Source organism: Paucibacter sp. B2R-40 (assembly GCF_025717555.1).
In the GTDB taxonomy this organism is placed as follows: domain Bacteria; phylum Pseudomonadota; class Gammaproteobacteria; order Burkholderiales; family Burkholderiaceae_C; genus Paucibacter_A.
Map to the genome: position 1 here is coordinate 26,028 of NZ_JAJIRP010000002.1, position 25,474 is coordinate 51,501.

General features: G+C 63.0%; 23 protein-coding genes. 14 read left to right on the forward strand and 9 right to left on the reverse strand.

From position 1 onward, the window contains the following. Positions 1 to 39 precede the first annotated feature (39 nt). From LNV09_RS04140 to LNV09_RS04150, 3 genes are read right to left on the reverse strand one after another with little or no spacing between them, the layout of a single operon-like run. Positions 40 to 1,260, reverse strand: coding sequence for an amidohydrolase family protein (locus LNV09_RS04140; RefSeq protein ID WP_263555817.1), 1,221 nt, complete (start codon positions 1,258 to 1,260; stop codon positions 40 to 42). A gap of 16 nt (positions 1,261 to 1,276) precedes the next feature. Next, positions 1,277 to 1,711: an outer membrane lipoprotein gene (locus LNV09_RS04145; protein ID WP_263555818.1), complete on the reverse strand. Its 435-nt coding sequence runs from the start codon at positions 1,709 to 1,711 to the stop codon at positions 1,277 to 1,279. 36 nt (positions 1,712 to 1,747) lie between these two features. Beyond that, entirely contained in the window at positions 1,748 to 2,635 is an 888-nt protein-coding gene (locus tag LNV09_RS04150; protein ID WP_263555819.1) for an amino acid ABC transporter substrate-binding protein, read from the reverse strand. A gap of 146 nt (positions 2,636 to 2,781) precedes the next feature. Here LNV09_RS04150 and LNV09_RS04155 point away from each other — a divergent pair, with 146 nt between their 5' ends. Next, the gene (locus LNV09_RS04155; RefSeq protein WP_263555820.1) at positions 2,782 to 4,008 is read left to right on the forward strand and encodes a patatin-like phospholipase family protein; all 1,227 of its coding nucleotides are present in this window, start codon (positions 2,782 to 2,784) and stop codon (positions 4,006 to 4,008) included. Positions 4,009 to 4,051: 43 nt separating this feature from the next. On the opposite strand, the gene LNV09_RS04160 is transcribed toward LNV09_RS04155, so the two are convergent. The 3 genes from LNV09_RS04160 to LNV09_RS04170 form a co-directional block, all read right to left on the reverse strand. Next, on the reverse strand, positions 4,052 to 5,275 hold the full coding sequence (locus LNV09_RS04160) for a phospholipase A (protein ID WP_263555821.1): 1,224 nt from the start codon (positions 5,273 to 5,275) through the stop codon (positions 4,052 to 4,054). An 89-nt stretch (positions 5,276 to 5,364) separates the two neighbouring features. Continuing rightward, a complete protein-coding gene (locus tag LNV09_RS04165) occupies positions 5,365 to 5,742 on the reverse strand; it encodes an SHOCT domain-containing protein (protein WP_263555822.1) in 378 nt (125 codons plus the stop codon). Between the two features lie 191 nt (positions 5,743 to 5,933). Further along, positions 5,934 to 6,842 (reverse strand): LysR family transcriptional regulator, encoded by a 909-nt coding sequence (locus LNV09_RS04170; protein WP_263555823.1) that lies wholly within the window; start codon positions 6,840 to 6,842, stop codon positions 5,934 to 5,936. 290 nt (positions 6,843 to 7,132) lie between these two features. On the opposite strand from LNV09_RS04170, the gene LNV09_RS04175 reads away from it, so the two are divergent. From LNV09_RS04175 to LNV09_RS04235, 13 genes are all read left to right on the forward strand, one after another. Beyond that, positions 7,133 to 8,551: a basic amino acid/polyamine antiporter gene (locus tag LNV09_RS04175; RefSeq protein WP_263555824.1), complete on the forward strand. Its 1,419-nt coding sequence runs from the start codon at positions 7,133 to 7,135 to the stop codon at positions 8,549 to 8,551. A 37-nt stretch (positions 8,552 to 8,588) separates the two neighbouring features. Continuing rightward, positions 8,589 to 9,842 carry an arginine deiminase gene (locus LNV09_RS04180; RefSeq protein ID WP_263555825.1) on the forward strand — a complete coding sequence of 418 codons (1,254 nt, stop codon included), beginning with the start codon at positions 8,589 to 8,591 and terminating at the stop codon, positions 9,840 to 9,842. A gap of 237 nt (positions 9,843 to 10,079) precedes the next feature. After that, complete coding sequence (locus LNV09_RS04185) at positions 10,080 to 11,201, forward strand: efflux RND transporter periplasmic adaptor subunit (protein WP_263555826.1); 1,122 nt, start codon at positions 10,080 to 10,082, stop codon at positions 11,199 to 11,201. Further along, positions 11,198 to 14,278 (forward strand): efflux RND transporter permease subunit, encoded by a 3,081-nt coding sequence (locus tag LNV09_RS04190; RefSeq protein ID WP_263555827.1) that lies wholly within the window; start codon positions 11,198 to 11,200, stop codon positions 14,276 to 14,278. The genes LNV09_RS04185 and LNV09_RS04190 overlap by 4 nt, the downstream gene beginning before the upstream one ends. A gap of 6 nt (positions 14,279 to 14,284) precedes the next feature. Next, positions 14,285 to 14,905: a hypothetical protein gene (locus LNV09_RS04195; protein WP_263555828.1), complete on the forward strand. Its 621-nt coding sequence runs from the start codon at positions 14,285 to 14,287 to the stop codon at positions 14,903 to 14,905. After that, positions 14,902 to 15,435, forward strand: coding sequence for a Na+/H+ antiporter subunit E (locus LNV09_RS04200; RefSeq protein ID WP_263555829.1), 534 nt, complete (start codon positions 14,902 to 14,904; stop codon positions 15,433 to 15,435). The genes LNV09_RS04195 and LNV09_RS04200 overlap by 4 nt, the downstream gene beginning before the upstream one ends. Next, complete coding sequence (locus tag LNV09_RS04205; RefSeq protein WP_263555830.1) at positions 15,428 to 15,733, forward strand: MrpF/PhaF family protein; 306 nt, start codon at positions 15,428 to 15,430, stop codon at positions 15,731 to 15,733. The genes LNV09_RS04200 and LNV09_RS04205 overlap by 8 nt, the downstream gene beginning before the upstream one ends. Beyond that, positions 15,730 to 16,035 carry a cation:proton antiporter gene (locus tag LNV09_RS04210; RefSeq protein ID WP_263555831.1) on the forward strand — a complete coding sequence of 102 codons (306 nt, stop codon included), beginning with the start codon at positions 15,730 to 15,732 and terminating at the stop codon, positions 16,033 to 16,035. Before LNV09_RS04205 ends, LNV09_RS04210 begins: the two co-directional genes overlap by 4 nt. Beyond that, positions 16,032 to 16,973: a hydrogenase subunit MbhD domain-containing protein gene (locus LNV09_RS04215; RefSeq protein ID WP_263555832.1), complete on the forward strand. Its 942-nt coding sequence runs from the start codon at positions 16,032 to 16,034 to the stop codon at positions 16,971 to 16,973. Before LNV09_RS04210 ends, LNV09_RS04215 begins: the two co-directional genes overlap by 4 nt. Further along, positions 16,970 to 17,305: an NADH-quinone oxidoreductase subunit K gene (locus tag LNV09_RS04220; protein WP_263555833.1), complete on the forward strand. Its 336-nt coding sequence runs from the start codon at positions 16,970 to 16,972 to the stop codon at positions 17,303 to 17,305. The genes LNV09_RS04215 and LNV09_RS04220 overlap by 4 nt, the downstream gene beginning before the upstream one ends. Further along, the gene (locus LNV09_RS04225; protein ID WP_263555834.1) at positions 17,305 to 19,014 is read left to right on the forward strand and encodes a complex I subunit 5 family protein; all 1,710 of its coding nucleotides are present in this window, start codon (positions 17,305 to 17,307) and stop codon (positions 19,012 to 19,014) included. Before LNV09_RS04220 ends, LNV09_RS04225 begins: the two co-directional genes overlap by 1 nt. Further along, positions 19,011 to 20,459 (forward strand): basic amino acid/polyamine antiporter, encoded by a 1,449-nt coding sequence (locus tag LNV09_RS04230; RefSeq protein WP_263555835.1) that lies wholly within the window; start codon positions 19,011 to 19,013, stop codon positions 20,457 to 20,459. The genes LNV09_RS04225 and LNV09_RS04230 overlap by 4 nt, the downstream gene beginning before the upstream one ends. A 54-nt stretch (positions 20,460 to 20,513) precedes the next feature. Next, a complete protein-coding gene (locus tag LNV09_RS04235; protein ID WP_263555836.1) occupies positions 20,514 to 21,983 on the forward strand; it encodes an efflux transporter outer membrane subunit in 1,470 nt (489 codons plus the stop codon). Positions 21,984 to 21,985: 2 nt separating this feature from the next. Here LNV09_RS04235 and LNV09_RS04240 read toward each other — a convergent pair whose 3' ends face one another. From LNV09_RS04240 to LNV09_RS04250, 3 genes are all read right to left on the reverse strand, one after another. Continuing rightward, entirely contained in the window at positions 21,986 to 23,449 is a 1,464-nt protein-coding gene (locus LNV09_RS04240) for an alpha/beta hydrolase (protein WP_263555837.1), read from the reverse strand. Positions 23,450 to 23,717: 268 nt separating this feature from the next. After that, complete coding sequence (locus tag LNV09_RS04245; protein ID WP_263555838.1) at positions 23,718 to 24,209, reverse strand: VOC family protein; 492 nt, start codon at positions 24,207 to 24,209, stop codon at positions 23,718 to 23,720. Between the two features lie 78 nt (positions 24,210 to 24,287). Further along, positions 24,288 to 25,469, reverse strand: coding sequence for a BMP family ABC transporter substrate-binding protein (locus LNV09_RS04250; RefSeq protein ID WP_263555839.1), 1,182 nt, complete (start codon positions 25,467 to 25,469; stop codon positions 24,288 to 24,290). Between the last annotated feature and the right edge of the window lie 5 nt (positions 25,470 to 25,474).

Genomic DNA, 25,474 nt, shown 5'->3' on the forward strand with positions numbered 1-25,474 from the left:
CTTCTAGGTCTCCTAAGTGTTTGAGTCGGGCCCCCTGCATCAAGCAGGCCGCCTAAAGAAACTTGCGGTTTCGAAGGTCGCCGGTGCAAAGCCGCGTCCATTCAGATTGAGGCTGCGCTTGAGCACAAAATCAAACAACAAGACATTGACTTCGCGCAACCGTCGCAAGGTGTCGAGCGCGGCCGGGTCCAGCATCTTTTGCTCGACCACCGCCTTCAGGTAGATCAGCGGCACGATGCCGGGCAGCGGGTAGTCGGAGCCATTGACCAAACGGCTGTGCCACTCGGGCCGCTCCAACAGCTTGGACAGCACGCCCATCCGGTTACCTTGCGTGACGGCGGCAATGTCGCCGAGCAAGTTGCTGCGGTAGCCCGGCTCATCCATCAAGCGCGCAAACAGCTCGAAATTGGGCAGCATGGCCCCACTCGCACTGTCAATGTCTTCGCCCACGCCGAGCGAGGCGCAATGCGCAATCACCACTTTCACACCGGCATCCAGCGGGCGCCGCAGACGTAATGGGTTACCCAAATGCTCACCGAAGCCATGCACGGCACGCTCATCGCCGGCATGGCTGATCAGCGGCATCTTCAAGGCCGCCAACTTGGCAAAGTAGCGGTCGCAGCGAGCATCGGCCGGGTCGATATTCTGCGCCGACGGCAGCCACTTGATGGCTCTGGCACCCTGCGCTGCGGCGGCGTCGAGCCGGTCTAGCGCGGCGGGGTCATAGGGGTGAATCGAGGCCACCCATTCGATCTGGGCCGAATGGCTTTTCGCCAAGCCGGCTACGTATTTGTCGGGCACATGAAAGGTGGAGCGCTCCGGCATTGCCGCGCCCGCCTCATCGCGCGCCCAGTCGAAGCCGAACAGCATTACTTTGAAGCCTGGCGCCATGGCCCGGCATTGCGCCAGCAGGCGTTCAACAAAACTCTGGTCGGCGCGGCCGGCCGACTCGTCCACGCAAGACGCATTGACGTACATCGCCTTTTGCGCGTAGCCGACAGGCTTCCAGATGTTGTTCAGACGCGGGTTGAACCAAAGCCCGCTGCCCGACGCGCCATCACCGAAAGCATGGCAATGGCTGTCCCAGACCTTGCCGGCATCGATGCCGCGCCATGCGGCTTGCACCAAGGGATGCTCACGCAGATCTGCCGGCAATTCCGGCACGCAGGGGTTGAGCACCCCATCGCGCAAAGAGAAATCACAGCCGCTCAAGAAAAAGCCGGCGCCGGCAGCGGCGCCCACAAAGCTACGTCGCTTCATACGGCGCCGGCCTCAATCACAGTTGCTGAATGCCGTTGGCCGACACGCGCACGCGGTCGCCAATGCGCAGCGCAGGCGCCGAGGTCTGCTCGATCGTCGCGCGGCTGCCGTCGTCATAGCGCACACCGATCTGCCAGACCAGGGTCTGCTGCGAAGCCAGGTGGTTGCCGGCCATTGCACCAGCGCCAGCGCCGACGACGGTGGCCGCCGTCTGACCGCGACCGCCGCCGACCTGGTTGCCCAGCAGGCCACCGATCACCGCGCCGGCGATGGCGCCGCCGGTGGCGTTGCCGTTTTGCACCTGGCCTTGGACGATGGACTCGACCACGCCATCACGCGTGGCAGGCTGGGTCACTTGGAACGCGGGCGGCGTGCTGCAGGCGGCCAGCATCAGCGCCAGGCCGGCGGTGAAAACAGTGGCGACGCGGCGAATACTTGAAAAATTGATCACTTGACTACTCCAGAAAGTTAAAACAGACGCGCCAGCTTACTCGGGAATCGAGTTCAACAAAAACATCGCCGACAACAGACCCGTGGGGCGACCCAGCTTACCCAACCATTGCGCAAAGATGCTCTCGATGTCGCCTCCCGCATAGACTTGCGTCAAGGCCTTGTTGACTTCCAGCCGCAGTGCCGAGTCATTGCGCGGCAGTGCCAAAGCATAAGGTTCGATCGAGAAGTCTTCGGCCACCAACGCCAGCTTGGCCGGCTCCTTGGCTTGAATCGCCAGGCCCACCAGTTTGACCTTGTCGCTGGCCAGGGCATCAACGGTGCCCGCCTCCAGCATCGCCAGGCCAGCCGCCGCATCGTTGACGGGCACCAAGCCGGCATTGACCAGGCGCAGGCGCAAAACCTCGGCCAACCGAGCTTCGGTCGTCGTGCCCTTGAGCACTGCAATCTTCTTGCCGGCCAGATCGCTGACCTGGTTGATGGTCGAGCCGGACTTGACCAGCAAGCCACCGCCGTCGATGAAGATCAAATTGGAGAAATCGACATGAGCCAAACGGCTCTGCGTCTGGGTGGTGTTGGCGCAGTCCAGATCGGCACGGCCCGTTGCCACCATCTGCAGGCGTTCGCTGACCGAGCCGGCCATCCAGTTAACTGTCAAGTTAGGCTCACCGACCGTGCGGCCAATCTGTGCAATCACGCGCTTGCACAGGTCAATCGAGAAACCCAGCGGCGCCTTGTCCGGGCCGGTGAACGAGAACGGCAAAGAATCGGCGGAGTAGGCGACATTGATCGTCTTGGCCGCCTTGATCTTGCCCAAGGTATTGGGGCCGCCATTCGGGCTGCCTTGACCACCGACTTGGGCGCTTGCTGTAGCCCCGATGGCGGATGCCGTTATCAACAGTGCCGCCAGAATCGTCTTGACCATACAAACCTCCATTGACTTGAAGAGATAAGACACCGCGCCGAGGCCTGGGTATCATGCGCTGGCGCTAGTGGAAATAGCAGCTCAGTGTACAGCGGAGAATCGCGTTAGGAGTCTCTACGCGCCGCCCCAAAAGGAGGGGAAGCTTGATGTCATCGACGATCTTGGGGGCCGCCTTGCGGGCCATAGCGCGCGCCGGCATGCTCGGCGGGCTGATTCTGTTGAGTGCCTGCGGCGCCTTGCCGCGCAATCCAGTACCGGCCCATGAATCGGCCAATGCCGCGATACCCGGCATGCCCGATATCAGGGCCAGGGCCGGCGCGCCGAACGCGGCGATGGAGGCCGATCTGGCGGCCTCATTCAAAATGGAATCAAGCAATGAATTTCCCGCCGGCGCAGACGGCTCGGTCAGCTATCCGCATCTGGCCCTGTCGGGCGGCGGGGCCAATGGCGCTTTCGGTGCCGGTTTTTTGAACGGTTGGACCAGCATTGGCAGCCGGCCGGTTTTCAAGGTGGTCACTGGCGTGTCCACCGGGGCGCTGATGGCGCCATTTGCCTTCCTTGGCCCCAGCTATGACCAGGCCTTGCGCGAGTTCTACACCACCACCAGTACGCGCGATATTTTCACGCTCGGTTCGGTGCTACGCCAGGTGCTGGCGGGGGAAGCCCTGGCCAACACCAAGCCACTGGCGACCATCATCGAGCGCCATATCGACGCTGAATTCCTGCGCCAGATCGCCGCCGCACACCAGCAAGGGCGCCGGCTTTATATCGGCACAGCCGACCTCGACGCGCGCGCCTTCGTGGTCTGGAATATGGGACTGATCGCAAGCAGCGGTCGACCCGAGGCGCTTGAGCTATTTCGCCAGGTGATGCTGGCCTCGGCCTCGATTCCAGTGGCGTTCCCGCCGGTGTACTTCAAGGTTGAGGTTGGCGCAGAGGGGCGCGGCTACGACGAAATGCATGTGGACGGCGGCGTCGGTTCGCGCGTCTTTGTGACCGGCGGGGTCTACCGGTCTTCAATCATTCAGGAGCGCGGCGGCCTGGGCGTCGGCCGCGAAGACTTCTTCGTCATCCACAACGGCCAGCTGCTGCCGGTGCCCGACCCGGTGCCACGCTCGATGTCGGCGATTGCGATTCGCGTGCTGGACGCCACCGGTCGCGTCGCTGTACTGGGTGATTTGTTCCGCATCTACGGCCACGCCCAGCAGCAGGGCGCTGGCTTTCAGTGGGTGACGATTCCCAACGACGTCAGCATGGCCAGCGCCGAGACCTTCGATCCCGTGCAGATGAATATGCTTTACGACTTCGGCTATCACATGGCTAGGTCGCGCCAGCCCTGGGCGACCGCCCCGCCCGGCCGGCCTGCGGAATGAATCAATGAATGACGATTGAAAGCCGAGTGAGTCGCCGCTTGTATCAACGCCAGATCGCGTAGCCCAGGCGCAGCGCCCAGGGCTCGCGCTTGTTGTAGTTGAGCAGGGTCTCGCCGTAGCCATTGAAATACTGTGCCATCAAGTAACCCGACAGCCCAGGCACAAAGCGATTCAGCGGGTAACTGGCCTGCACATCGGCGCTGAAGGCCTTGGACAGCGTGCCCTTGCGCAGGTCCATGGCAATCTGCCAATCATTGTTCTTGCCGTAGGTGAAGCGGAAATCCCCGTAGCCGCGGTACTTGCCCATGTCCGGGTTCTCTGACTTGTCGAGATAGGCATAGAGCTTGGGCTCAAAGGTGGTGTGGAAGCCCGTGCTGTCACCAAAGGTGAACAAGGGCTTCACATACAAGATGTCGATGCTGCGCGACTTTGAATCAACATCATCCCGTCCATTCGATTCATGCTCATAGCCGGCCGCAAAACCGACCTCATTGCCCGCCACTCGCCAGCCGGTGCTAGGCGACTGGTAGAAGAAGCCGGGCTTGTACTTGGTGTCCACAAACGGCTTGGACTCGCCGGTCAGATCCCAGAAGGCGGTCTGCGTGTAGCCAAAGTACAAATTGTCGACAAAGCGCCGCGAGAGCTTGTCGGCTGACTCATACAAGCGCAGCTTGAAGCTGATCTGAAACTTCGCATTGGCCTCGATGCCGGGGCCGATCGCGGCAAACATCGGCTCATTGAAGCTCAAGCGCCCTTGGTCCTGCAAATTGGGGTCGCTTTCGGCGCGCACGGCCAAGGTCGTGACGGCTGGGGGGCTCGCGGCCTCTGCCGGCGCGGCGGCAATGGCTGGCGCTGCCGCGTTCGGCGTCGACAGTTGCACCAGCATGCCCGGCGCGTCAAGATCCAGCGCGTCGATACGCACCCGGCCGCGCAGATTGGCCGGCAACTCGCCGACGTAGTTGATGCGCAAGAACTCGCCCGCATGCAGATCGATCTGGGGCGGCAGCGGCGACTCCAGTCGCAGGCTCACACTTGCCTGCGCGCCCAAGTCCGGCGTTAGCGTGACCCGCAACACTTCTGGCAGCGCATAGGAACGAGCCTCTGCTTCGGCGCTCAGCATCAAGCTGAGCTTGAAGGGCTGGCTCGGGTCCAGCGTGCGGCTAGGTGCCAGCAAATTGATATCCGCCCGCGCTGTCAACGGGGCCAGCGCCGCGCCCAACAACAAAGTGAGACGCAGCAGACGGTGTGATGATGAGCGCTTGTGCATGAGGCTACTCCGCGAAGACAAGAAAAAGAAACGCCCTGCCGACCAACAGTCGGCAGGGCGCTATGCATCAGCTAAGCATCAGCCAAGCATCAGGCCAAAGCTTTGGCCTTGAGTTTGGCGAACTCGTCGGCAGTGATAGTGCCGGCATCGAGCAAAGCCTTGGCTTCGGCAATATCGGCCGCCGGCGACTTGCCCGCCACGCCCTTGATATAGGCCTCGGTCTCGGACTGCGCACGCTTGACGCTGGCGTTTTGACGGTTGGACATGCCCTTGCCGCGTGCAACGATGTAGATGATGGCCGTCAGCATAGGCACAAAGATCAGGCCAATAATCCACAAGACCTTGGAGCCGCCGCCCATCTCGTCGTCCCGGAACAGATCGACAACGATCTGGAACATGATGATCAGATAGGCCACAAACACAAAGGCCGAAATCATCAGCAGGATCGAGTCCCAAAAATTGCTCATATCAGTTTCTCAGTTGGTTTCCATCAAAAATCGGCCTGCGCCTGCGGGGCATCGCTCGCAGCTCGCAGCGCTTGGTACAGCAGCAGTAACACAGCAGTTCGGCGCGCAGTCTACACGCGCACTGCGACGGCAGGAACAAAATATCAAGCCCAACCCAATTCAAGGTTAGGGAGGCTTTACTCAACCTCGAATCAAGGATAAACCACTTGTTGCTCAGCACATTGAGCCTGCACATGTTCTAGCAGCTGTTGCGCCAGCGGGCTCGCCTCGCGTGCCCTTAACCATACTGCAGCCACGGGTTTTGCGGCGCAGGGCAGCTCTATGGACAAGCGCGCCAAACGATGCCTTTGATCACCGAACTCAAAGCGCGAACGCATGCCAAAAGACAACATGCCTCCATGCTGGGTCAGCCCGACCTGCACCGGCACAGAATAGGCCTCAACAGCCGCGCGCGGCATCGCCAGGCCCAGTTCCGCCAAGCTACGCAGCACGAATTCATAGAAAACACAGTCCGGGGGCGGCAACACCCAGCGCTGTTCCAGCAGCTCGGGCCATGTCAGCTGCTTGCGCTTTGTCAGCGGATGATCGTTCCCGGCCAGCACCATCAAGCACTCCTCGAACAAGGTCTGCGCCTGCAAGTCGACATCGAGTTCAAACAGCGAGAGCCGCAACAGCGCCAGCTCAATATCGCCTCTGCGCAAGCGCTCCAGCAACTCGGCCTCGCGCCCCTCGACCACGGTCACCGCGCTATGCGGCTGCGCTGCACACAGGCGCTTGATGGCGACCGGCAAAAAAGGGATGGCGGGCATAGGCACCGTGCCTATGCGCAAGGAGCCGGCAGCGCCGCTGCTCAAGCTGGCCAAGTCCTGCGCGGCATGACGCAACTCCTCGAAAACGGCAAAAGCACGCGGTGCAAAGCTCAGACCATAAGCGGTCGGCTCGACGCCACTGGCCAGGCGCTCGAACAGCTTGACGCCCAGCATCTGCTCCAAGCCGGCGATCGACTTGGTCACCGCCGGCTGCGTCAAGTGAACGGCTGCCGCCGCCTTGTGGAAGCTGCGCAACTGGAACACGGCCAGAAACACGCGCAGCTCGCTCATCTTCAGGTGTCGTGGCAGGCGATGGATCAGATGATTGCTTGGCACCATAAGTGAGTGAGCAGTTGTTAACTTCATTCTAGGGGGTACTCCGGGTTAACCCAAGATGCACGCAGCTGGAAAGTTATCTCACAATGAATTTCCGGAATCGCAAGTCTACTTTCATGCAAGAAAGCTGGCAGATACTGCGCCAAGCTGCGCTGCGATTGAGCGTTAGTTGATCTGCCGCAATACGCCCTGGTGAGTAGCAGGGTTGACCTGAATCCAAATCAATATCAAGAAGGACGTGAGACATGGCTGAGCAAAAGATGTCACGCATGGGCTTGACGGCCATGGTGGTGGGGGGGATGGTGGGAGCGGGCATCTTCTCGCTGCCGCGCACCTTCGCGAATGCCACCGGCCCACTGGGCGCCTTGATCGCCTGGGTGATCGCCGGCACCGGCATGTATATGCTGGCCCGCGTATTCCAGGCCCTGGCCGAGCGCAAACCCGAGATCGACGCCGGCGTCTATGCCTATGCCCGCGAAGGCTTTGGAGATTACCCGGGCTTCTTGTCCGCCTTCGGTTACTGGATCGGCAGCTGCATCGGCAACGTCTCCTACTGGGTCTTGATCAAATCGACGCTGGGTGCCTTCTTCCCCATCTTCGGCGACGGCAACACGGCGGTCGCGATCGCCGTGGCCTCCCTGGGTATCTGGTCCTTCCACTTCCTGATCCTGCGCGGTGTGCAGCAAGCTGCCTTCATCAACAGCATCGTCACGGTGGCCAAGGTGATCCCTATCGCCATCTTCATCGTGATCATGTTCTTCTCCTTCAAGATGGATCTGTTCAGCTTCAACTTGTATGGCGGCGACCTCACCACCGGCTTGTTCGAGCAGGTGCGGGCGACGATGCTGGTGACCGTGTTTGTGTTCATCGGCATCGAAGGCGCCAGCGTCTATTCGCGCTTCGCCAAGGACCGCGCCGACGTCGGCAAGGCCACCATCCTGGGCTTCATCAGCGTGACCTGCCTGATGGTCCTGGTATCGCTGCTGCCTTACGCGGTGATGCAGCGCGCCGAGATTGCCGGCATGCGCCAGCCTTCGATGGCGGGCGTGTTGGAGTCCGTGGTCGGACCCTGGGGTGCCATCTTTGTCAGCGTCGGTCTGTTGGTCTCGGTGCTGGGCGCCTACCTGGCTTGGGCGCTGATTTGCGCCGAAGTGATGTTCGCCGCCGGCAAGTCCAAAGACATGCCCAAGGCCTTCGCCAGGGTCAACAAGAACAATGTGCCGGTGACGGCGCTGTGGTGGACCAGCGGCGTGATTCAGCTGATCGTGATCTCCACCTACTGGTCGCGTGACGCCTTCTCGCTGATGCTCAACCTGACCAGCGCGACGACCTTGATTCCTTACCTGTTCGTCGCAGCCTACGGCTTGATGATCGCCAAGCGCGGCGAGACCTACGACGTGCTGCCGCAAGAGCGTCAGCGCGACCTGATCCTTTCCACCCTGGCGGTGCTGTACACCTTGTTCATGATTTACGCCGGCGGTCTGAAATTCATCGTCCTGTCGGCCGTGTTGTTTGCGCCGGGCACCGTGCTCTATTTCATCGCGCGGCGCGAGCAAGGCAAACCGGTGTTCGCGAAGACATCGGATTGGGTCACCTTCGGCGTCATCGTCGCAGCGGCCATCTATGGCGTCTACGGTCTGGCCACCGGCGCCGTAGCAATTTAGGCAGTGAAAAAGCTAGTAATTACCAACGGAGATCATCATGACAACTGCAAGTGAAGTGAAGTTCGGCGTCCATTCGGAAGTCGGCCAACTGCGCAAGGTAATGGTGTGTGCGCCAGGCCGCGCACATGCGCGCCTGACACCGTCCAACTGCGATTCCCTTTTATTCGACGACGTGCTGTGGGTGGAGAACGCCAAGCGCGACCACTTCGACTTCGTCAGCAAGATGCGCGACCGCGGCATCGAAGTGCTGGAAATGCACAATCTGCTGGCCGAGACCCTGGCCGTGGCCGAGGGCAAGAAGTGGATTCTCGACAATCAGGTCGTACCCAATCAAATCGGTCTGGGCTTCGTCAACGAGCTGCGCGGCTACCTGGAAGGCCTGGACAACCGTACGCTGGCCGAAGTCTTGATCGGCGGCCTGTCGACCAATGAATTCCCCGAGTCGGTCGGTGGTTCGTCTTTCTCGGTCGTGCGCGACGCGGCCGGCGTCACCGAGTACCTGTTGGCGCCCTTGCCTAACACGCTGTACACACGGGACACGACCTGCTGGATCTATGGCGGCGTGACGCTCAACCCGCTGTACTGGCCGGCGCGCCACGAGGAAACCATCCTCACCACGGCGATTTACAAGTTCCACCCCGACTTCGCTGGGCAAGTCAATGTCTGGTGGGGCGACCCGACCGAAGACCACGGCCTGGCCACGCTGGAAGGCGGCGACGTGATGCCTATCGGCAAGGGCAATGTCTTGATCGGCATGAGCGAGCGCACCTCGCGCCAGGCGATCAGCCAACTGGCCGCGACGCTGTTCAAGAAGGGCGCGGCCGAGCGCGTGATCGTGGCAGCGATGCCCAAGATCCGTGCCGCCATGCATCTGGACACCGTCTTCACCTTCGCCGACCGCGACTGTGTGCTGCTGGCGCCGGACTTCATGAACCAGACCCGCACCTTCTCCTATCGCCCGAGCGATCACCCGAGCGGGATCGAGCTGCACGCAGAGAACAAGCCGTTTGTCGACGTGGTGGCCGAATCGCTGGGCTTGAAGAAGCTGCGCGTCGTCGAAGCCGGCGGTACCGATTACCAGCGCGAGCGTACGCAGTGGGACAGCGGCGCCAACTTGGTCTGCGCGTCACCAGGCGTGGTCTATGCCTACGACCGCAATACCTACACCAACACGCTGCTGCGCAAGGAAGGCATTGAGGTCATCACCATCGTCGGCGCCGAACTTGGCCGCGGACGTGGCGGCGGCCACTGCATGACCTGCCCGATCGTGCGCGACGCGGTCGACTTCTAAACCGGCCAAACACACGACGCCCGCCACTCACCGCTCGCCAAAATGGGGGCGGCGGGCAGCGGGCGCTACTGTTTTCTTGAGGCCTCATAGGCACCACTTTGGGGCCAATAGGCCGTCACAAAGCCTACCTACAATCCGCCTGGCTTTTTGAGCCCTGGATCGTTAGTCCATTGAGTAATTCCTTATTTGTCGCCATGCGGCGTGCAAACTAACCGCAGCCTTGATCGGAACCGCCCCGTGTCTGATAACTTCATCACTCTGCGTGCCCCGCGCCGCCCTTCGCTCAGGGTTGGCACCGCCTTGATGTCCATGATTGCGCTGGCCGCCCTGAGCGCCTGCAATCGCACGGCCGAAGCGCCGCCGCCCGAGATCCGCCCGGCGCGCGTGATGACGATAGACAAGTTGGCCAGCAGCGGCACGGTGGCCCTCACTGGCACGGTACAGGCGCAGACCGAGATCAACCAATCCTTCCGCGTCGACGGCCGCATGATCGAGCGCACCGTCGACATCGGCGATAGCGTGCGCCCCGGTCAGCTGATCGCGCGGCTGGACCCGCAAAACGAAGAGAGCGGCCTGCAAGCGGCACGCGCCCAACAGGCCGCCGCACGCGCGCAACTGGTCGAGGCCCGCAACAACCATGTGCGCATGCGCGATCTGGTCGCCGAATCCGCCGTGTCGCGGGCGCAGTTTGACCAAGCCGAGGCGCTGCTGAAGACCGCCGAGGCGCAAATTGAAGCGGCGCAAGCGCAGGTCAATCTGGCGCAAAACCGCCTCAGCTATACGCGCCTGGTGTCCGACGTATCCGGCGTGGTGACCGCTCGTGGCCCACAGCCGGGCGAGATCGTTTCGGCCGGCCGCATGATCATCCAAGTCGCGCGCGACGGTGCGCGTGATGCCGTCTTCGACGTGCCCGGCCAGACCAAGGACGTGATGCCCAAGAACCCGCAGGTCACGGTCAGCATGAGCAATGACCCCAAGATCACCGCCAACGGCAAGGTGCGCGAGGTGTCACCACGCGCCGACGCCGTCACCGGCACCTTCGCCGTGCGCGTGCGTTTGATTGACCCGCCGGCCGCCATGCGCCTGGGCAGCACCGTCACAGGTCGCATTCAGCTCGACGCGGTCGCGGGCGTGCAGATTCCATCGGCCGCCTTGGTGCGCGCCGAAGGCAAGACCGCCGTCTGGGTGGTCGAGCCCAAAGCCAACACCGTGTCGCTGCGCACAATCACGGTGCGAAGCTCGGACGCCAGCACCGTCCAGGTGGCCAGCGGCTTGAGCGCCGGCGACATCATCGTCACCGCTGGCGTGCAAGCACTGCGTCCGGGCCAGAAGGTCCGTTTGCTCGAGACTAAATCGTGATCGGGCCGAATCTCTCCGAGTGGGCGCTGTCCAAGCGCTCGCTGGTCATCTTCATCATGCTGGTGTCCGTCATTGCCGGCAGCTTTGCTTTCTTGCGCCTGGGGCGCGGCGAAGACCCGGCCATCACCATTCGCACCATGGTGATAGGCGCGGGGTGGCCTGGCGCCACCGTCGATGAAACGCTCAAGCAGCTGACCGAACGCCTGGAGCGCAAGCTGCAAGAGACCGATCATCTAGACCGCATCCGCTCCTACACGACGGCCGGGCAAACGACCATCTTCATTGACCTGAAACAGTCCACGCCGCCGGCCGCGATTGCGGATGTCTGGTACCAGGTGCGCAAGAACATCGGCGATATTCGCCACACCCTGCCCGCCGGCACAGCCGGGCCTTTCTTCAACGACGACTTCGGCGACACCTTCGGCATCATCTACGCCTTCACCGCCGATGGCTTCAACTTCCGCGAGCTGCGCGACCATGTCGAGGACGCCCGCTCGCGCCTGCTGCATGTGCCCGATGTCTCCAAGATCGAAGTGCTGGGCGCGCAAGACGAGCAGATCTTCATCGAGTTCTCGGCCGAAAAGCTAGCCGGTCTGCGCCTGAACATCAGCAGCATTCTGGCCACCTTGCAGGCGCAAAACATGGTGCGCCCCTCGGGCACGATTCAGACCGAGAAAGAGCGCGTGTTCCTGCGCGTCAGCGGCGCCTTCGACTCCGAAGCCGATATCGAGGCGGTCAATATCGTCGCCGGTGAGCGCATCTTCCGCCTGGGCGATATTGCCAAAGTGCGGCGCGGTTTGGTCGACCCACCGCAGCCGATGTTCCGCGTCAATGGCAAGCCCGCCATTGGTCTGGCGATCGCTATGCGCGATGCCGGCGACATCCTGACCTTGGGCAAGAATATCCGCACCGAAATGGCTGCGATCAGCAGCAATTTGCCGCATGGCATCGAGTCGACGCTGGTGGCCGATCAAGCCGTGTCGGTCGATGTCGCCATCAGCGACTTCATGACCTCGCTCTGGCAGGCCATTGTGATCATCCTGGTCTGCAGTTTTGTCAGCCTCGGCATGCGCCCCGGTACAGTGGTGGCGCTGGCGATCCCGTTCACGCTGGCGATCGTATTCGCCGTGATGGGCATCCTGCATATCGACCTGCACCGCATTTCGCTCGGCGCTTTGATCATTGCGCTGGCGCTCTTGGTGGACGACGCGATGACGACGGTGGACGCGATGATTCGCCGCCTCGGCGCCGGCGACACGCCGGACCAGGCAGCCACTTTTGCCTACCGCACCCTGGCCGCGCCGATGTTGATCGGCACCCTGGTGACGATCGCCAGCTTTGTACCGATCGGCTTTGCGCAAAGCTCGGCCGGTGAATACACCTTCTCGATCTTCTCGGTGGTCGGCATCGCGCTGATCGCGTCCTGGTTGGTGGCGGTGCTGTTTGCGCCGCTGATCGGCAAGGCCTTGCTGAAGCCGCCCAAGGCAGGAGAAGCAGCCGAAGCCGAGGCCAAGCCGAGCAAGCTGATGGATGGCTACAGTGCCTTCCTGGCCGGCGCGATTCGCATGAAGTGGCTGACCATAGGCCTGACGCTGGGCGCCTTCGTGCTCTCGCTGTTCTTGCTGCGCCTGGTGCCGCAACAGTTCTTCCCGGCGTCTGATCGGCCCGAGCTGACCGTGGACATCACGCTGCGTCAGAACTCCTCGATCTACGCGACCGAGACGCAGGTCAAACGCCTGGAAGAAGTGCTGAAAGGCGACCCGGACGTTGACCATTACAGCAGCTATGTCGGGCGCGGCGCGATCCGTTTTATCCTGACCTTGAATGTGCAGTTGGCCGATCCCTTCTTTGGCCAGTTTGTGATCGTCACCAAGGACCTCGAAGCGCGCGAACGCCTGCGCACCAAGCTGGACAAGGTCTTGGCCGAGCAGTTCCCCGAGGTGATCGCGCGGGTCTCGCCGCTGGAGCTGGGCCCACCGGTGGGCTGGCCGCTGCAATACCGGCTGACCGGGCCTGACAAGGACGAGGTACGCCGCCTGTCCTTGGAGTTAGCGCAAATTCTGGGCTCCGATCAACGCACCCGCCATGTCAACTTCGACTGGATGGAGCCGGCGCGCCAATTGCACGTCACGGTCAACCAAGATCAGGCACGCCAACTCGGCATCAGCTCAGCAGCCATTGGCAATGTGCTGAACGCTGCCGTCACCGGCACCGCAGTGACACAGGTGCGCGACGACATCTACACGGTCAATGTGATGGCCCGCGCTGTCGACAGTGAGCGCGCATCATTCGACACCTTGCGCTCGCTGCAAGTGCCCACGCCGAGCGGGCGCATGGTGCCGCTGAGCCAGTTCGCCACGCTGAGCGAAGAGCAGGAGTTCCCCTTGGTCTGGCGCCGCGACCGCCTGCCAACGCTGACCGTGCGGGCCGACGTGATGCCCGGCGGCAGCCCGGATGACGTGGTGACGAGCCTGGCGCCGAAGATCGCCGAGTTTTCGGCCAAGCTGCCCGCGCAGTACCAGGTCGTAACCGGCGGCATGTATGAAGAAAGCAAGACCTCCAGCCAATCGGTGTTTGCGGTCGTGCCGTTGATGATCGGCCTGATGCTCTTCATCATGATGATCATGCTGGTGAGCTTCAGGCGCCTGGCGATGGTGGTGGCCATCATGCCGCTGGGCTTGATCGGTGTGGTGATGGCGCTGCTGGCCTTTAACCGGCCGCTGGGCTTCGTGGCCATCCTCGGCGTGCTGGCCTTGATCGGTATGATTGCCAAGAACGCGGTGATTTTGATCGTGCAGATCGAGACCGACCGAGCCGATGGCAAAGGCGTGCTGGAAGCGGTGATGGCCTCGGCCACCGGTCGTTTCCGGCCGATGTTGCTGGCGGCAGTTTCGACCGTGCTGGGCTTGATTCCGATCGCACCGACCGTGTTCTGGGGGCCGATGGCATTCGCCATCATGGGCGGCCTGCTGGTGGCCACGCTGCTGACGCTGGTGCTGCTGCCGACCGTCTATGTGGCGGTGTTCGGCAATGAAAAGCCAGCAGCACCAGCCCGGTCGGCAGTTGAACCCGTTTGAGAGTCCATGAGCGCCGCGGCCTTGAAGTCCATTGATGCGTCGAACCCGCAGCCCAGCACCGGTCACGGGTCCGACACGCTGGAGTTGTACCTTGGCGATACGCGTCAACTGTTCAACTCGATGGACCCGGCGCCCTTCCACAAGCGCGACATCGACCCCAAGGCGGCGGACTACATCGTCGACTGGGCCCGCGAAGTACCTGCCGGGCAAAGCCTGTCATTGATCGTGCATCTGGGGCAGTTGTCGAACGACGCCGACGATACGCAGATGCTGCGCGGCGCCATGCATGACTACTTTGCGCGTCGCGCCGTAGCCATGCGCAAGAAAGTGCGCCAGTTGCTGCGCACCGGGCGCATCAGCTTGCTCATAGGCTTGGCCTTCATGGCGCTGATGATGGTGCTGGGTGAGGCCGTCTTTACCGTCTTCAAGCATGCGGCCTATGCCACCTTGCTGAAAGAGAGCCTGATGATCAGTGGCTGGGTGGCGCTGTGGCGGCCCGCCGAGATCTTTTTGCACGAATGGTGGCCCATGCTCGGCGAAGCACGCTTGTATGACCGCGTGAGCCAAATCAATGTGCGACTCAAAAGCGAGTCAGGCAGCATCGGTATAGAGCCGGGTCTCGAATGAACACCACAACGCCGCCAGCCCCCGCGTCCAAAACCCGCACCGCTTGCTCGCGCGGCTTGGTCTATTTCGGCTTTTGGCTGCTGCTCTTGCCCAGCGCCAAGTCGGGGGATCTGGCCTTGGGCGCATTGGCCGCTGCGGCCGCGAGCTGGCTGAGTGTTTACCTGCTGCCGCCTGCCAGCGGCGGCATCCGCCTGGGTGCGTTGTTAGGGCTGCTGCCCCATTTTCTGTGGGAATCGGTACGCGGCGGACTCGATGTGGCCAAGCGAGCTTTTTCGCCGAGCATGCCGCTCAAGCCGGGCTTTGTGGAATGCCCGATGAGCTTCCCTCCTGGCTTGGCCCGCAACACCTTTGCCTCCATCACCAGCCTGATGCCGGGCACCGTGCCGGTGGCGGCAAGCGACGGTAGCCTGCTCTATCACTGCCTGGATGTAACCCAGCCGGTGGTCGAGTCCTTGTGCGCCGAACAGCGCCTGCTGGCGCGCGCTTTTGTGGAAGGCCAAAGTCAGGAAGGCCGGGCGAACCATGTCTGAGTTCTTGTTGGGAGCGGCGGCCTTCGTGGTGTTGACCGTGGCAGTTGGCATGCTGCGGGTCTTGCGCGGGCCGGGCGATGCTGAACGCTTGATGGCTGCGCAATTGCTGGGCACCGGCGGTGTCGCAGCCCTGCTCTTGCTGGGCGTGGCCAGCGGCGTAGGCTCGACACTTGATGTCGCTTTGACCTTGGCTCTGCTGGCCGCATTCGCCGGTTTTGCCTTCGTCAAAGCACAGGCTACGGCGGAGCAAGAAGACCAACCAGACCAGCAAGGCGGCCGCCAGGAAGAGCAGCCATGAGAGCCGCCCTCGATGTTTTCACCGTGCTGGCGGTCAGTGCTGGCTTGTTCTTCTTTCTCGCCGGCACGGTTGGGCTGTTGCGCTTCCCTGATTCATTGACCCGCTTGCACGCACTGACCAAGGCCGACAACCTGGGCCTGGGTTTGGTCGCCATCGGGCTCATGCCGCAAGTGGACGGCATTGCGGCCATGCTCAAGCTGGCTTGCATCTGGCTGCTGATGCTCTTGTCCAGCGCTACTGTTTCGCAATTGATTGCTTATGGTCTGCGCCGCAGCATGAAGGCCAAGGAGCAAGCGCGATGATGGACTTGCTGAATCTGATGCTCGCCGCCTTGCTGCTGGGGCTGGCCGTTTGGACGGTGATCTCGCGCGGCGCTTTCGCGGCCGTGGCCGGCTTCATCGCCTATGGTCTGCTCCTGACCTTGGTGTGGGTGCAGTTGCACGGCATCGATGTCGCGCTGACCGAGGCGGCCATTGGCGGCGGCCTGACCGGCGCGCTGCTGATCAACGCGGCCAAACGGCTGCGCCACACCGAGGCGGCGGCGCGCGCCGAACAAAGCGGTATCGCCACACGCGGCCTGGCCTTGATGGTGTCGCTCGGCGTGACGTTGGCGCTGGCTTGGGCCGTGCTGGCTCTGCCTGACCCGGCGCCCTCGCTGGCCCATGAGGTGATCGCCAAAATGGGCGCCACGGAAGTCGGCAACCCCATCACCGCCATGCTCTTGGGTTTTCGCGCGATGGACACGCTGCTGGAAGCGATCGTGCTGCTGTTTGCCTTAATCGGTGTGTGGTCCTTGACGCCGGACCCTTTCTGGGGCGGGCGTCCGGGCCTGCTGCAGACGGCCGATCCCAAGGGTCTGTTGGCCTATGCCGCAAGGTTGCTGCCGCCGCTGGGCGTCGTGATCGGCGCCTACATCTTCTGGATCGGCGCCGACCATCCTGGCGGCAAGTTTCAGGGTGCCACGCTGATGGCCGCGATGTGGCTCTTGGTGCTGATGGCCGGCCTGGCCGACGCGCCGGCTATCAGCCGCCGCTGGTTGCGCGCCTGCCTGGTGGCCGGGCCGCTGATTTTCATAGCCGTCGGCGTGCTCGGCTCGGTTTCGGCGGGCGCATTTCTGGCCTATCCGATCGGCTTGGCCAAGCCGCTGATCCTGGTGATCGAGTTTGCTTTGATGCCCACGCTGACGCTGATTTTGGGATTGATGCTGCTCGGTGCGGCGCAGCGGGGTGAACAGGCATGAACGCCGCGACCTTGTTCGGCCTGTGCGCGGCGGCCTTGATCGGCGTTGGCGTCTACGGCTTGATCGCCAACCCGCATCCGCTGCGCAAGATCCTTGCCTTCAACGTCATTGGCAGCGGGGTGTTCCTGCTGTTCGGCGCGATTGCACGGCGCGGCGCCGGCGCGGGCTTGGGCGGTGACCCGGTCCCGCAAGCCTTGTTGATCACCGGCATCGTGGTGGCCTTTGCCGCCACCGCCTTGGCCGTCGCCTTGCTGCTGCGCTTGTTCGACGCCAGCGGCTCGGTCACGCTCGCCAATGAGGCGGTGACGCCACAAAAGGACGGATTGAACTGATGGCGACGACGCTGGGAGGCTACTTGCTGGTGCTGGCCGTGTTGGCGCCTTTTACGGGCGTGCTGATCGGCCTGCTCTTGGGTGGGCGCTATGTGCGCGGCGTCGCGGCCTTGACGCTGCTGGCGGGCCTGAGCTGCGCGGTGGCGATTGTGCTGAGCTGGCAAGCGAGCGCTGCGCCATTGGTCTATTTGCTCGGCGCCTGGTCGCCGCCCTTGGGGATTGCGCTGCGCGCCGATGGGCTCTCGGTGGCAATGATTTTTGCCGTTAGCGTGGTGATTTCCGGCATCGCCCTGTATGCGCGGGCCGACTTTGGCGGCAGCAAAGATGGCGCGGAGAAGCGCGCGCCGCTGATCTTCTGGTTGCTCTTGATGGCGATCTGGGGCTCGCTCAATCTGGTTTTCGTCAGCGGCGATTTGTTCACACTTTATGTCGCGCTGGAGTTGCTGACCTTCGCCGGCGTGCCGCTGGTCTGCCTGGACGGCAAGGCCGAGACGCTGCGTGCCGCGCTGCGCTATCTGCTCTTCGCGCTGGCCGGCTCGGTGCTCTATCTCTTGGGTGCGGTGCTGATATACGGCGGCTACGGCACGCTCGACATCACGCTGCTGGGTCAGGCTGTCAGGCCGGAGCCGATTGCCTGGGCCGCCGCGGCCTTGATGACGGTCGGCCTCTTGGCCAAGACCGCGCTGTTCCCGCTGCACATCTGGCTGCCGCCCGCGCATGCCGGTGCGCCGGCCGCTGCCAGCGCCATGTTGTCGGCCTTGGTGATCAAAGGCTCCTGGTTCCTGGTCGTGCGGCTGTGGTTCGACGTCATGCCGGCCGTCATCACCCTGCCCTCGGCGCAAGTCCTGGCCGCCATGGGCGCGACCGCCATCGTCGTCGGCAGCGTGGTCGCGCTGCGTCAGCAGCGGTTGAAGCTGCTGGTCGCCTACTCCACCATCGCGCAGATCGGCTATTTATTCCTGATGTTCCCGCTCGCCTTCGATTCGGCAAGCGGCATGCTGGCGCATGGTCTGGTGCTCACCGGCGGGCTCTTGCAAGCGATCTCACATGCGACGGCCAAGGCCGGCATGTTCATGGCCGCCGGCCTGATCTACGCAGCGCTTGGCCATGACCGGATCCACGATCTGGCCGGCCTCGCGCGCGCCTTGCCGCTGACCGTGCTCACCTTCGCCTTGTCCGGTCTGGCCTTGATGGGCGTCGTGCCCAGCGGCGCCTACCTGGCCAAGAAACTGCTGCTGGACGCCGCCGACAGCTCGGGCCAATGGTGGTGGACGCTGGTCTTGCAAGGCGGTGCGATGTTCACCGCCGGCTATGTGGTGCTGGTCTTGAGCCGGGCCTTGCGCCGACCGGCTACACCATTAGTTGTTGTGAAAAAGGTGTCGCGCCTGTCCGAAATGGCGGCGCTCTCACTGGCTCTGTGCTCGCTCTTGCTGGCCAGCCTGGCGCTGGTCGGGCCCTTGGCCGCTGAATTGCCGGCCGGCGTGGTCAAGAACCCGCTGGCGGCCAAGGAATTGGGCAATAGCTTGCTGGTGTTTGCGGTTGGCGCCTTGTTGGCATGGAGCTTCGCACCCGGCTCCATGCTCAGCGCCTTGGGCAAAGGCTTCGAGGCACTGGACGCCGGCCTGCGCCGCTGGACGACGGCCAGCCTGGCCATGTTGAGCCTGGCCGCGCTGTTCGCCTGGCTGATGATTCGCGAGGTGGCGCGTTGAGCGAGTCACAAGATCGCCAGCTCTCGCGCGGCGCGCTGATCGCGCTGGTCGTCGGCTCCATGGTCGGCGCCGGCATCTTCACGCTGCCGGCGGCCTTCGCCCGCTCGACCGGGGCGCTGGGCGCCTTGATCGCCTGGGCCATTGCCGGCTCCGGCATGCTGATGCTGGCCTTTGTGTTCCAGAACCTGTCGCGCCGCAAGCCCGAACTCGACGCCGGCATCTATGCCTATGCCAAGGCCGGCTTCGGCAACTATCTGGGCTTCTCCTCCGCTTTCGGCTACTGGATTGCCTGCTGCCTGGCCGATGTGGCCTGTCTGATTCTGATCAAGGCGACGTTGGGCCAGTTCTGGCCGGTGTTCGGCGATGGCTCAACGCCGCTGGCCATCCTCAGCGCCAGCGTGATTGTCTGGGGCGTGCATATGCTGGTGCTGCGCGGCGTCAAGGAGGCAGCGGCGCTGAACACGATTGCGACGGTGGCCAAGCTGGTGCCAATCGCGATCTTTGTGGTCGTCGTGATCGCCGGCTTCAAGGCCGATGTGTTTGCCTTGAACTTCTGGGGCGGCGAGCCGGGCGAGAGCGAGGCCATCGGCAACTGGTCCAGCATCGCCGCACAAGTCCGCCAGACCATGTTGGTGACGGTGTTCGTGTTCGTCGGCATCGAAGGCGCCAGCGTCTATTCCCGCTATGCCAAGGACCGCAATGATGTCGGCATCGCCACCGTGCTAGGCTTCATCGGCGTGCTCTGCCTGCTGGTACTGGTCACGGTTTTTTCCTACGGCATTTTGCTGCGCTCCGATCTGGCCGCGCTCGCCACGCCTTCCATGGCGGGTGTGATGGAGGCCATCGTCGGTCCCTGGGGCCGGGTTTTCGTCAGCATAGGCCTGCTGATTTCCATCGCCGGCAACTATCTGTCTTGGTCCTTGCTGGCCGCCGAGGTCTTGAATTCGGCGGCCAAGAACGACTCCATGCCCAAACTGCTGGCGCGCGAGAACCAGAACGGTGTGCCGTTTATCGCGCTGTGGCTGACCAATTGGGTGATACAGCTGTTCTTGCTCGTCACCTGGTTTGCCGAGCAGGCCTTCACGGTCGCTTTGAAGATGACCAGTGCGATGACCCTGCTGCCCTATCTGCTGGTGGCCGCCTATGGCTTCAAGCTCGCGTATCGCGGCGACAGCTACGCCGCCGGCGAGCCGGGCCGCCGCCGCGACGGCTTGGTCGCCGCCCTTGCCTCGCTGTATGCCGCGGCCATGTTGATCGCCGGTGGCGCGAAATTTCTTCTGCTGGCGGCGCTGCTATACGCGCCCGGCACTTGGCTTTATTTTTATGCCCGCCGCGAGCAGGGTTTGGCGGTCTTCAGTGCGGCCGAGAAGCCCTTGTTCGGCCTGCTCTGCCTCGCGTCCCTCGTCGGCTTGTATGCGCTGCTATCCGGCGCAATGACGATTTAATTCAGCGGTTTGCCTGCCCCAATCGCAAGCCCGCACTCAGTGAAGGAAATGACCATGAAACTGCCTCTGTTAACCGCCTTGTTGGCTGCCGGCCTGACCGGCATAAGCAGCCTCACAGGCTGCACGGTCGGCCCCAACTATGTGCGCCCCACGGTGGAAGCTCCGCAAGCCTGGCGCATCGACTACCCGAAGGCGGCCGACGTCGCCAACCTGAAATGGTGGGAGCAGTTCGGCGACCCGGTGCTGAACGACTTGGTGGAAACCGCGCTGCGCGACAACCGCGATCTGCGCGTCGCCGCCGCTCGGGTCGACCAGTTCATGGGTGCGCTGACCGCCACCAGTTCGCAGCTCTATCCGCAACTCGGCTATGGCGGCGACGCCAGCCGCAACCACGCCAGCGCCGTGGCGATGCCGCCGCTCCCCGCCGGCGCAGACCGCTATTTCTCGCTCTACAAGGTGTCGCTCGGCGCGGCCTGGCAGACCGATTTGTTCGGGCGCGTAAGACGTTTGAATGAAGCCGCTCAAGCGCAGGTTTATGCCAGCGAGCAGGGCCAGCGCGGCGTCGTGCTGTCGCTGGTGTCGGGCGTGGCCGCAAGCTATATCTCTTTGCGCGCGCTGGACCGCCAGCTGGAGATTGCCCAGGCCAGCTTGCGCAACTTCGAGTCCACGCTGCGCGTGTTTGAGCTGCGCTACAAGGCCGGCATCGTGGCGATGACCGAAGTGACGCAGATCCGCTCACAAGTGCAGCAAGCGCGCGCCGCCATTCCGGGCTTTGAGCAGGCCATCCTCGCGCAAGAGAATCTGATCTCGCTTTTGCTGGGGCGCAACCCCGGGCCGATCGCGCGCGGCAAGTCGATCGACGCCTTGGTCGCCCCGCTGATCCCGGCCGACCTGCCGACCACGCTTTTGCAGCGCCGCCCCGACATCATGCAGGCCGAGCAGAACCTGGTCGCCGCCAACGCCAATATCGGCGCGGCACGGGCGCTCTACTACCCCAATCTGTCCCTCAGCGCGGCCGTGGCCAGCACCAGCACGGCCTTCGGCAACCTGCTCAGTGGCCCAGCCGGTGCCGGCCAATTGGCGGCCAGCCTGACCGGCCCGATCTTCACCTTTGGCGCGATTGAAGGCCAGGTCGCCTCGGCCGAGGCCGGGCAACGCGCGGCGCTGGCCGGCTATCAGCAAACCGTCTTGAACGCGTTCCGGGAAACCAATGACGCGCTCAGCGGCAGCCAAAAGCGCCAGCAGGAATTTGCGCTGCAACGCGAACGGGTCGTCGCCTTGCGCGAATTTGCGCGCCTTTCCAATCTGCGTTTTGACAAGGGCGTAACCGGTTATCTGGAGGTGCTGGTGGCAGAGAACGAGCTGTTCGCCGCCGAGCTCGCCTCGGTCGGCCTGCAAGCCGCCCGCTACGCGCAAATTGTCAATGTTTATGGCGCGATGGGTGGCGGCTGGGTCGACAGTGCAGTGGCCTTGGCGCCCAAACCTTTGAGCGTAGTCAGCGCCAAGGCCGCGGATACAAGGTAGGCCTAGTTCTGGGCGCCCTTGCCCTTGAAGCCCTCTTCTATCCTCTCCATCAAGTAGGGGAAGAAGGGGTTGGCCGACATCCGTGACAGCGAATCCAGGCTGACGATCAAAGTACCGCGCTCACCACGCGTCGCCATCGAACCCAGATTGACGCCGTATTCCTCGGGCTTGTCTGGCTGCAAACCGTAGAGCGAATCGTTCATCGGAAAGCTCAGCGCCAGATGCGAGAGCGAGAACACCTGGCGCGGATAAAGCAGGCCCAAGGGTCGCACCTGCTCGCTGCTGGCACCGGCCTCGGTGACGCGCTCCACCACCTCGGCATGGCGCGGGCTCTCATTGGTGATGATGGTGGCCCTGAACTTGCGCGGCGCATTCGGCAAAAGCCGCGCCACCACGGTATCGGTATTGGCGCGCATCAAGGCGCCAATCTTGGTATTGCGGTTCACATCAAACAAGACCAGCTCGCTGCCATTGGCCGGCAAGTTGACATAGAGCGCATCGACAATGGCACGCGTGCTGACGGTGAAGTCGACCACCGATTGAAACGTGAGTACCGGCGCGATGCCAGCCATCTTGCCGTCGGCCACCGCAGCATTTATTTCCTGCTGCAGCCGGTTGGCCACCAGTGAGGACTGGCGCGCCGCATTGACCGGGAAGGAGTTGAACTTGAAGGGGTTGAACTCGGGCACGATACCGAGCCAAGCCGCCTTGGCAAAGCGCGGCAACAGCGCCGGCCAACCCATCACACCGGCAAAGCGGGCCATCGCGGTGATGCCTATCATCGGCGCGATCAGCACGATGCGGTCGGGCCGCGCCAGCGTCTTGTCACCCAGCGCCTCCAGCGCATACTTCATCGCCAGCGCGCCGCCATTGGAGAAACCGATCACATGCAGCGGCACGCCGGGCCCAGCCAGGCGCTGCGCCTCGCGCACCGACAGTCGCGTCGCCGCCGTCCATTGCTCCCATTCCACCGTCGACAAGCCGCCCGGCACCGTGCCGTGCCCGGGCATGCGCGCCGCCACCGCCACAAAGCCGGCCTCGCGGTAGCGCTGCGCGATATGCCGCAAGCTGTAGGGCGAGTCGGTCAGCCCATGCAGCAAGATCACCGCGCCGACCGGCTTGCCCTCGGGCAGCATCACATAGGAGCGATTCCAGTCGGTAGCGAACTTGCCCGGGTAGATGGGGCTATTGGCGTCGTAGCGATTGCTCTCAATGCGGGCCTCGGGGCCGAGCTTGTCGCTCACCTCGCTGCGCACCTCGGCAAAAGCCCGCTCCTCCGCCGCCAGGAACTGCGTCCAGTCAGCCTTGTCGAGCTCGGCCGCCGACAACTCATGCGGCACAAAGGTGTGCCAAAGTTCCAACTCGGGCCCGCGCTGCGCATCAAAAGCGCGCACTGCCAGCAGCGTGATGCCGCCCACCAGTGCGATCACCACGCACCACTTCAAGAAGCCAAGAGCTTTCGACACCATCGGATTGATCTCCCCGCGCTACGCCAGCAGAGACGGCCGCTTGCCGCTCACCACTCGCAGCCGATTGTATGGGCTGTTAGCTGCCGACCCCGCCCAAGCAAACACCAATCGAGGCCCCGGCATCGGGTTCAATATTCAAGCGATTCCAAACGGCGAATCCAGCCGGCACTCAGCTCCCAAGAAGCCCGAAATTCTGCCCACTCCCGAAGCAATGAACTGGAACCCAGTTCGTCTTCCAGCCCGGGGATCGCCGCCATTGCCAGCACTACTTGGCAAGCCCTCTGCGCGCAGCCTCGATGGCCGCAATGTCGATTTTGCTCATATCCATCATTGCACTGAAGGCTCGTTTGGCCGCAGCGCGGTCGGGATCCGTGATCGCTTCGGTCAAGGCTACCGGCGTGATCTGCCAAGACAGGCCCCATTTGTCCTTGCACCAACCGCAGGCACTTGCCGTGCCGCCATTGCCAATGATTGCCTCCCAGTAGCGATCGGTTTCGGCTTGGTCTTGCGTAGCGACCTGAAACGAAAAAGCTTCGCTCTGCTTGAAGGCCGGTCCGCCATTGAGCCCGAGGCAGTGAACCCCCATCACCGTGAATTCAACCGTCAAAACATCATCCTGCTTGCCGGAGGGATAGTCACCCGGCGCACGGTGCACTGCCTCAACAGATGAATCAGGAAAGGTCTTCGCGTAGAACCGCGCCGCCTCTTCGGCGCCACCGTCATACCAAAGGCAAATCGTATTCTTTGCGTTTTTCATCGCACTACCCCTCTAACTGAGCGTGGGACTCGAGCTGCGCGGCACGGCCCGCTCCCACGCCTGAACTTGCTCAGCCAATCACTTCCCGCCCGGCAACTTGCTGTCTACGCCCTTGACGTAAAAATTGACGCCCGAGAGGAATTTGTCGTCGGCTTGCTCGCCCTTCTTCACCACCTCTTTGCCGTCCTGGCCAATGATGGGGCCTTTCCAGATGGCAAAGCTGCCATCCTTCAGCCCGGCCTTGATCTTGTCGATCTGGGCGCGGGTGTCGGCCGGCACGGCCTCGGCGATGGACACCAAGTCGATCGCACCTTCCTTGACGCCCCACCAAGCATGCTTGCCCGGCCCGGCCGCCCATGTGCCATCCAGCGCCTCGCGCACCGAGGCGATGTAGTACGGCGCCCAGTTGATCACCGCCGAGCCCAAGTGAGCCTTGGGCCCATAGGCGGTCATGTCGGAGTCCCAGCCGAAGGCGTACTTGCCGTTCTTCTCGGCGGTCTGCAAGACCGCGCTGGAGTCGGTGTTTTGCATCAGCACATCGGCGCCGCCGTCGATCAGGGTCTGCGCGGCCTCGGTTTCTTGCGGCGGGTCAAACCACTTGTTCACCCACACCACCTTGACGACCGTCTTCGGGTTGACGCTTTGCGCGCCGAGCGTGAAGCTATTGATATTGCGGATCACCTCGGGGATGGGGATGGAGCCGACCACGCCCAGCGTGCCGGTCTTGCTCATCTTGCCGGCGATGACGCCGGCCATGTAGGCGCCCTCATAGGTGCGCGAGTCATAACTGCGCAGATTGGCGGCTTGCTTGTAGCCGGTGGCATGCTCGAACTTGGTGTCGGGGCTGTCGGCCGCCACTTTGAGCATGGGTTCCATATAGCCGAAGGTGGTGCCGAAGATCAGCTTATTGCCCTGGCTCACCATGTCGCGGAAGACCCGCTCGGCATCGGCCGCCTCGGGTACTTTTTCCACGAAACTGGTTTGCACCTTGTCGCCGAATTCCTTCTCGACCGCCTTGCGCGCGTTGTCATGAGCAAAGGTCCAGCCGCCATCGCCGACCGGCCCGACATAGGCAAACGCGATCTTCAAGGGCTCGGCTTTGGCAGCCGCGGCGGACGCAGCAGGGGCCGCGGCCGAGGCTGCCGCAGCAGCCGGCTCCTCCGCCTTCTTACCGCAAGCCGCCAGCAGAGCTGCCGCGCCGGCCAGCGCCGTCAATGAACCCAATTTAATTACAAAGCTGCGCTTATTCATCGTCGTCATCTCCA

Excerpts from the sequence above, each read along its gene's own strand:
- LNV09_RS04140 (WP_263555817.1), bottom strand. The coding sequence starts at position 1,260 with ATGAAGCGACGTAGCTTTGTGGGCGCCGCTGCCGGCGCCGGCTTTTTC.
- LNV09_RS04150 (WP_263555819.1), bottom strand. The coding sequence starts at position 2,635 with ATGGTCAAGACGATTCTGGCGGCACTGTTGATAACGGCATCCGCCATC.
- LNV09_RS04155 (WP_263555820.1), top strand. The coding sequence starts at position 2,782 with ATGTCATCGACGATCTTGGGGGCCGCCTTGCGGGCCATAGCGCGCGCC.
- LNV09_RS04160 (WP_263555821.1), bottom strand. The coding sequence starts at position 5,275 with ATGCACAAGCGCTCATCATCACACCGTCTGCTGCGTCTCACTTTGTTG.
- LNV09_RS04165 (WP_263555822.1), bottom strand. The coding sequence starts at position 5,742 with ATGAGCAATTTTTGGGACTCGATCCTGCTGATGATTTCGGCCTTTGTG.
- LNV09_RS04170 (WP_263555823.1), bottom strand. The coding sequence starts at position 6,842 with ATGAGCGAGCTGCGCGTGTTTCTGGCCGTGTTCCAGTTGCGCAGCTTC.
- LNV09_RS04175 (WP_263555824.1), top strand. The coding sequence starts at position 7,133 with ATGGCTGAGCAAAAGATGTCACGCATGGGCTTGACGGCCATGGTGGTG.
- LNV09_RS04180 (WP_263555825.1), top strand. The coding sequence starts at position 8,589 with ATGACAACTGCAAGTGAAGTGAAGTTCGGCGTCCATTCGGAAGTCGGC.
- LNV09_RS04195 (WP_263555828.1), top strand. The coding sequence starts at position 14,285 with ATGAGCGCCGCGGCCTTGAAGTCCATTGATGCGTCGAACCCGCAGCCC.
- LNV09_RS04200 (WP_263555829.1), top strand. The coding sequence starts at position 14,902 with ATGAACACCACAACGCCGCCAGCCCCCGCGTCCAAAACCCGCACCGCT.
- LNV09_RS04205 (WP_263555830.1), top strand. The coding sequence starts at position 15,428 with ATGTCTGAGTTCTTGTTGGGAGCGGCGGCCTTCGTGGTGTTGACCGTG.
- LNV09_RS04210 (WP_263555831.1), top strand. The coding sequence starts at position 15,730 with ATGAGAGCCGCCCTCGATGTTTTCACCGTGCTGGCGGTCAGTGCTGGC.
- LNV09_RS04215 (WP_263555832.1), top strand. The coding sequence starts at position 16,032 with ATGATGGACTTGCTGAATCTGATGCTCGCCGCCTTGCTGCTGGGGCTG.
- LNV09_RS04220 (WP_263555833.1), top strand. The coding sequence starts at position 16,970 with ATGAACGCCGCGACCTTGTTCGGCCTGTGCGCGGCGGCCTTGATCGGC.
- LNV09_RS04225 (WP_263555834.1), top strand. The coding sequence starts at position 17,305 with ATGGCGACGACGCTGGGAGGCTACTTGCTGGTGCTGGCCGTGTTGGCG.
- LNV09_RS04235 (WP_263555836.1), top strand. The coding sequence starts at position 20,514 with ATGAAACTGCCTCTGTTAACCGCCTTGTTGGCTGCCGGCCTGACCGGC.
- LNV09_RS04245 (WP_263555838.1), bottom strand. The coding sequence starts at position 24,209 with ATGAAAAACGCAAAGAATACGATTTGCCTTTGGTATGACGGTGGCGCC.
- LNV09_RS04250 (WP_263555839.1), bottom strand. The coding sequence starts at position 25,469 with ATGACGACGATGAATAAGCGCAGCTTTGTAATTAAATTGGGTTCATTG.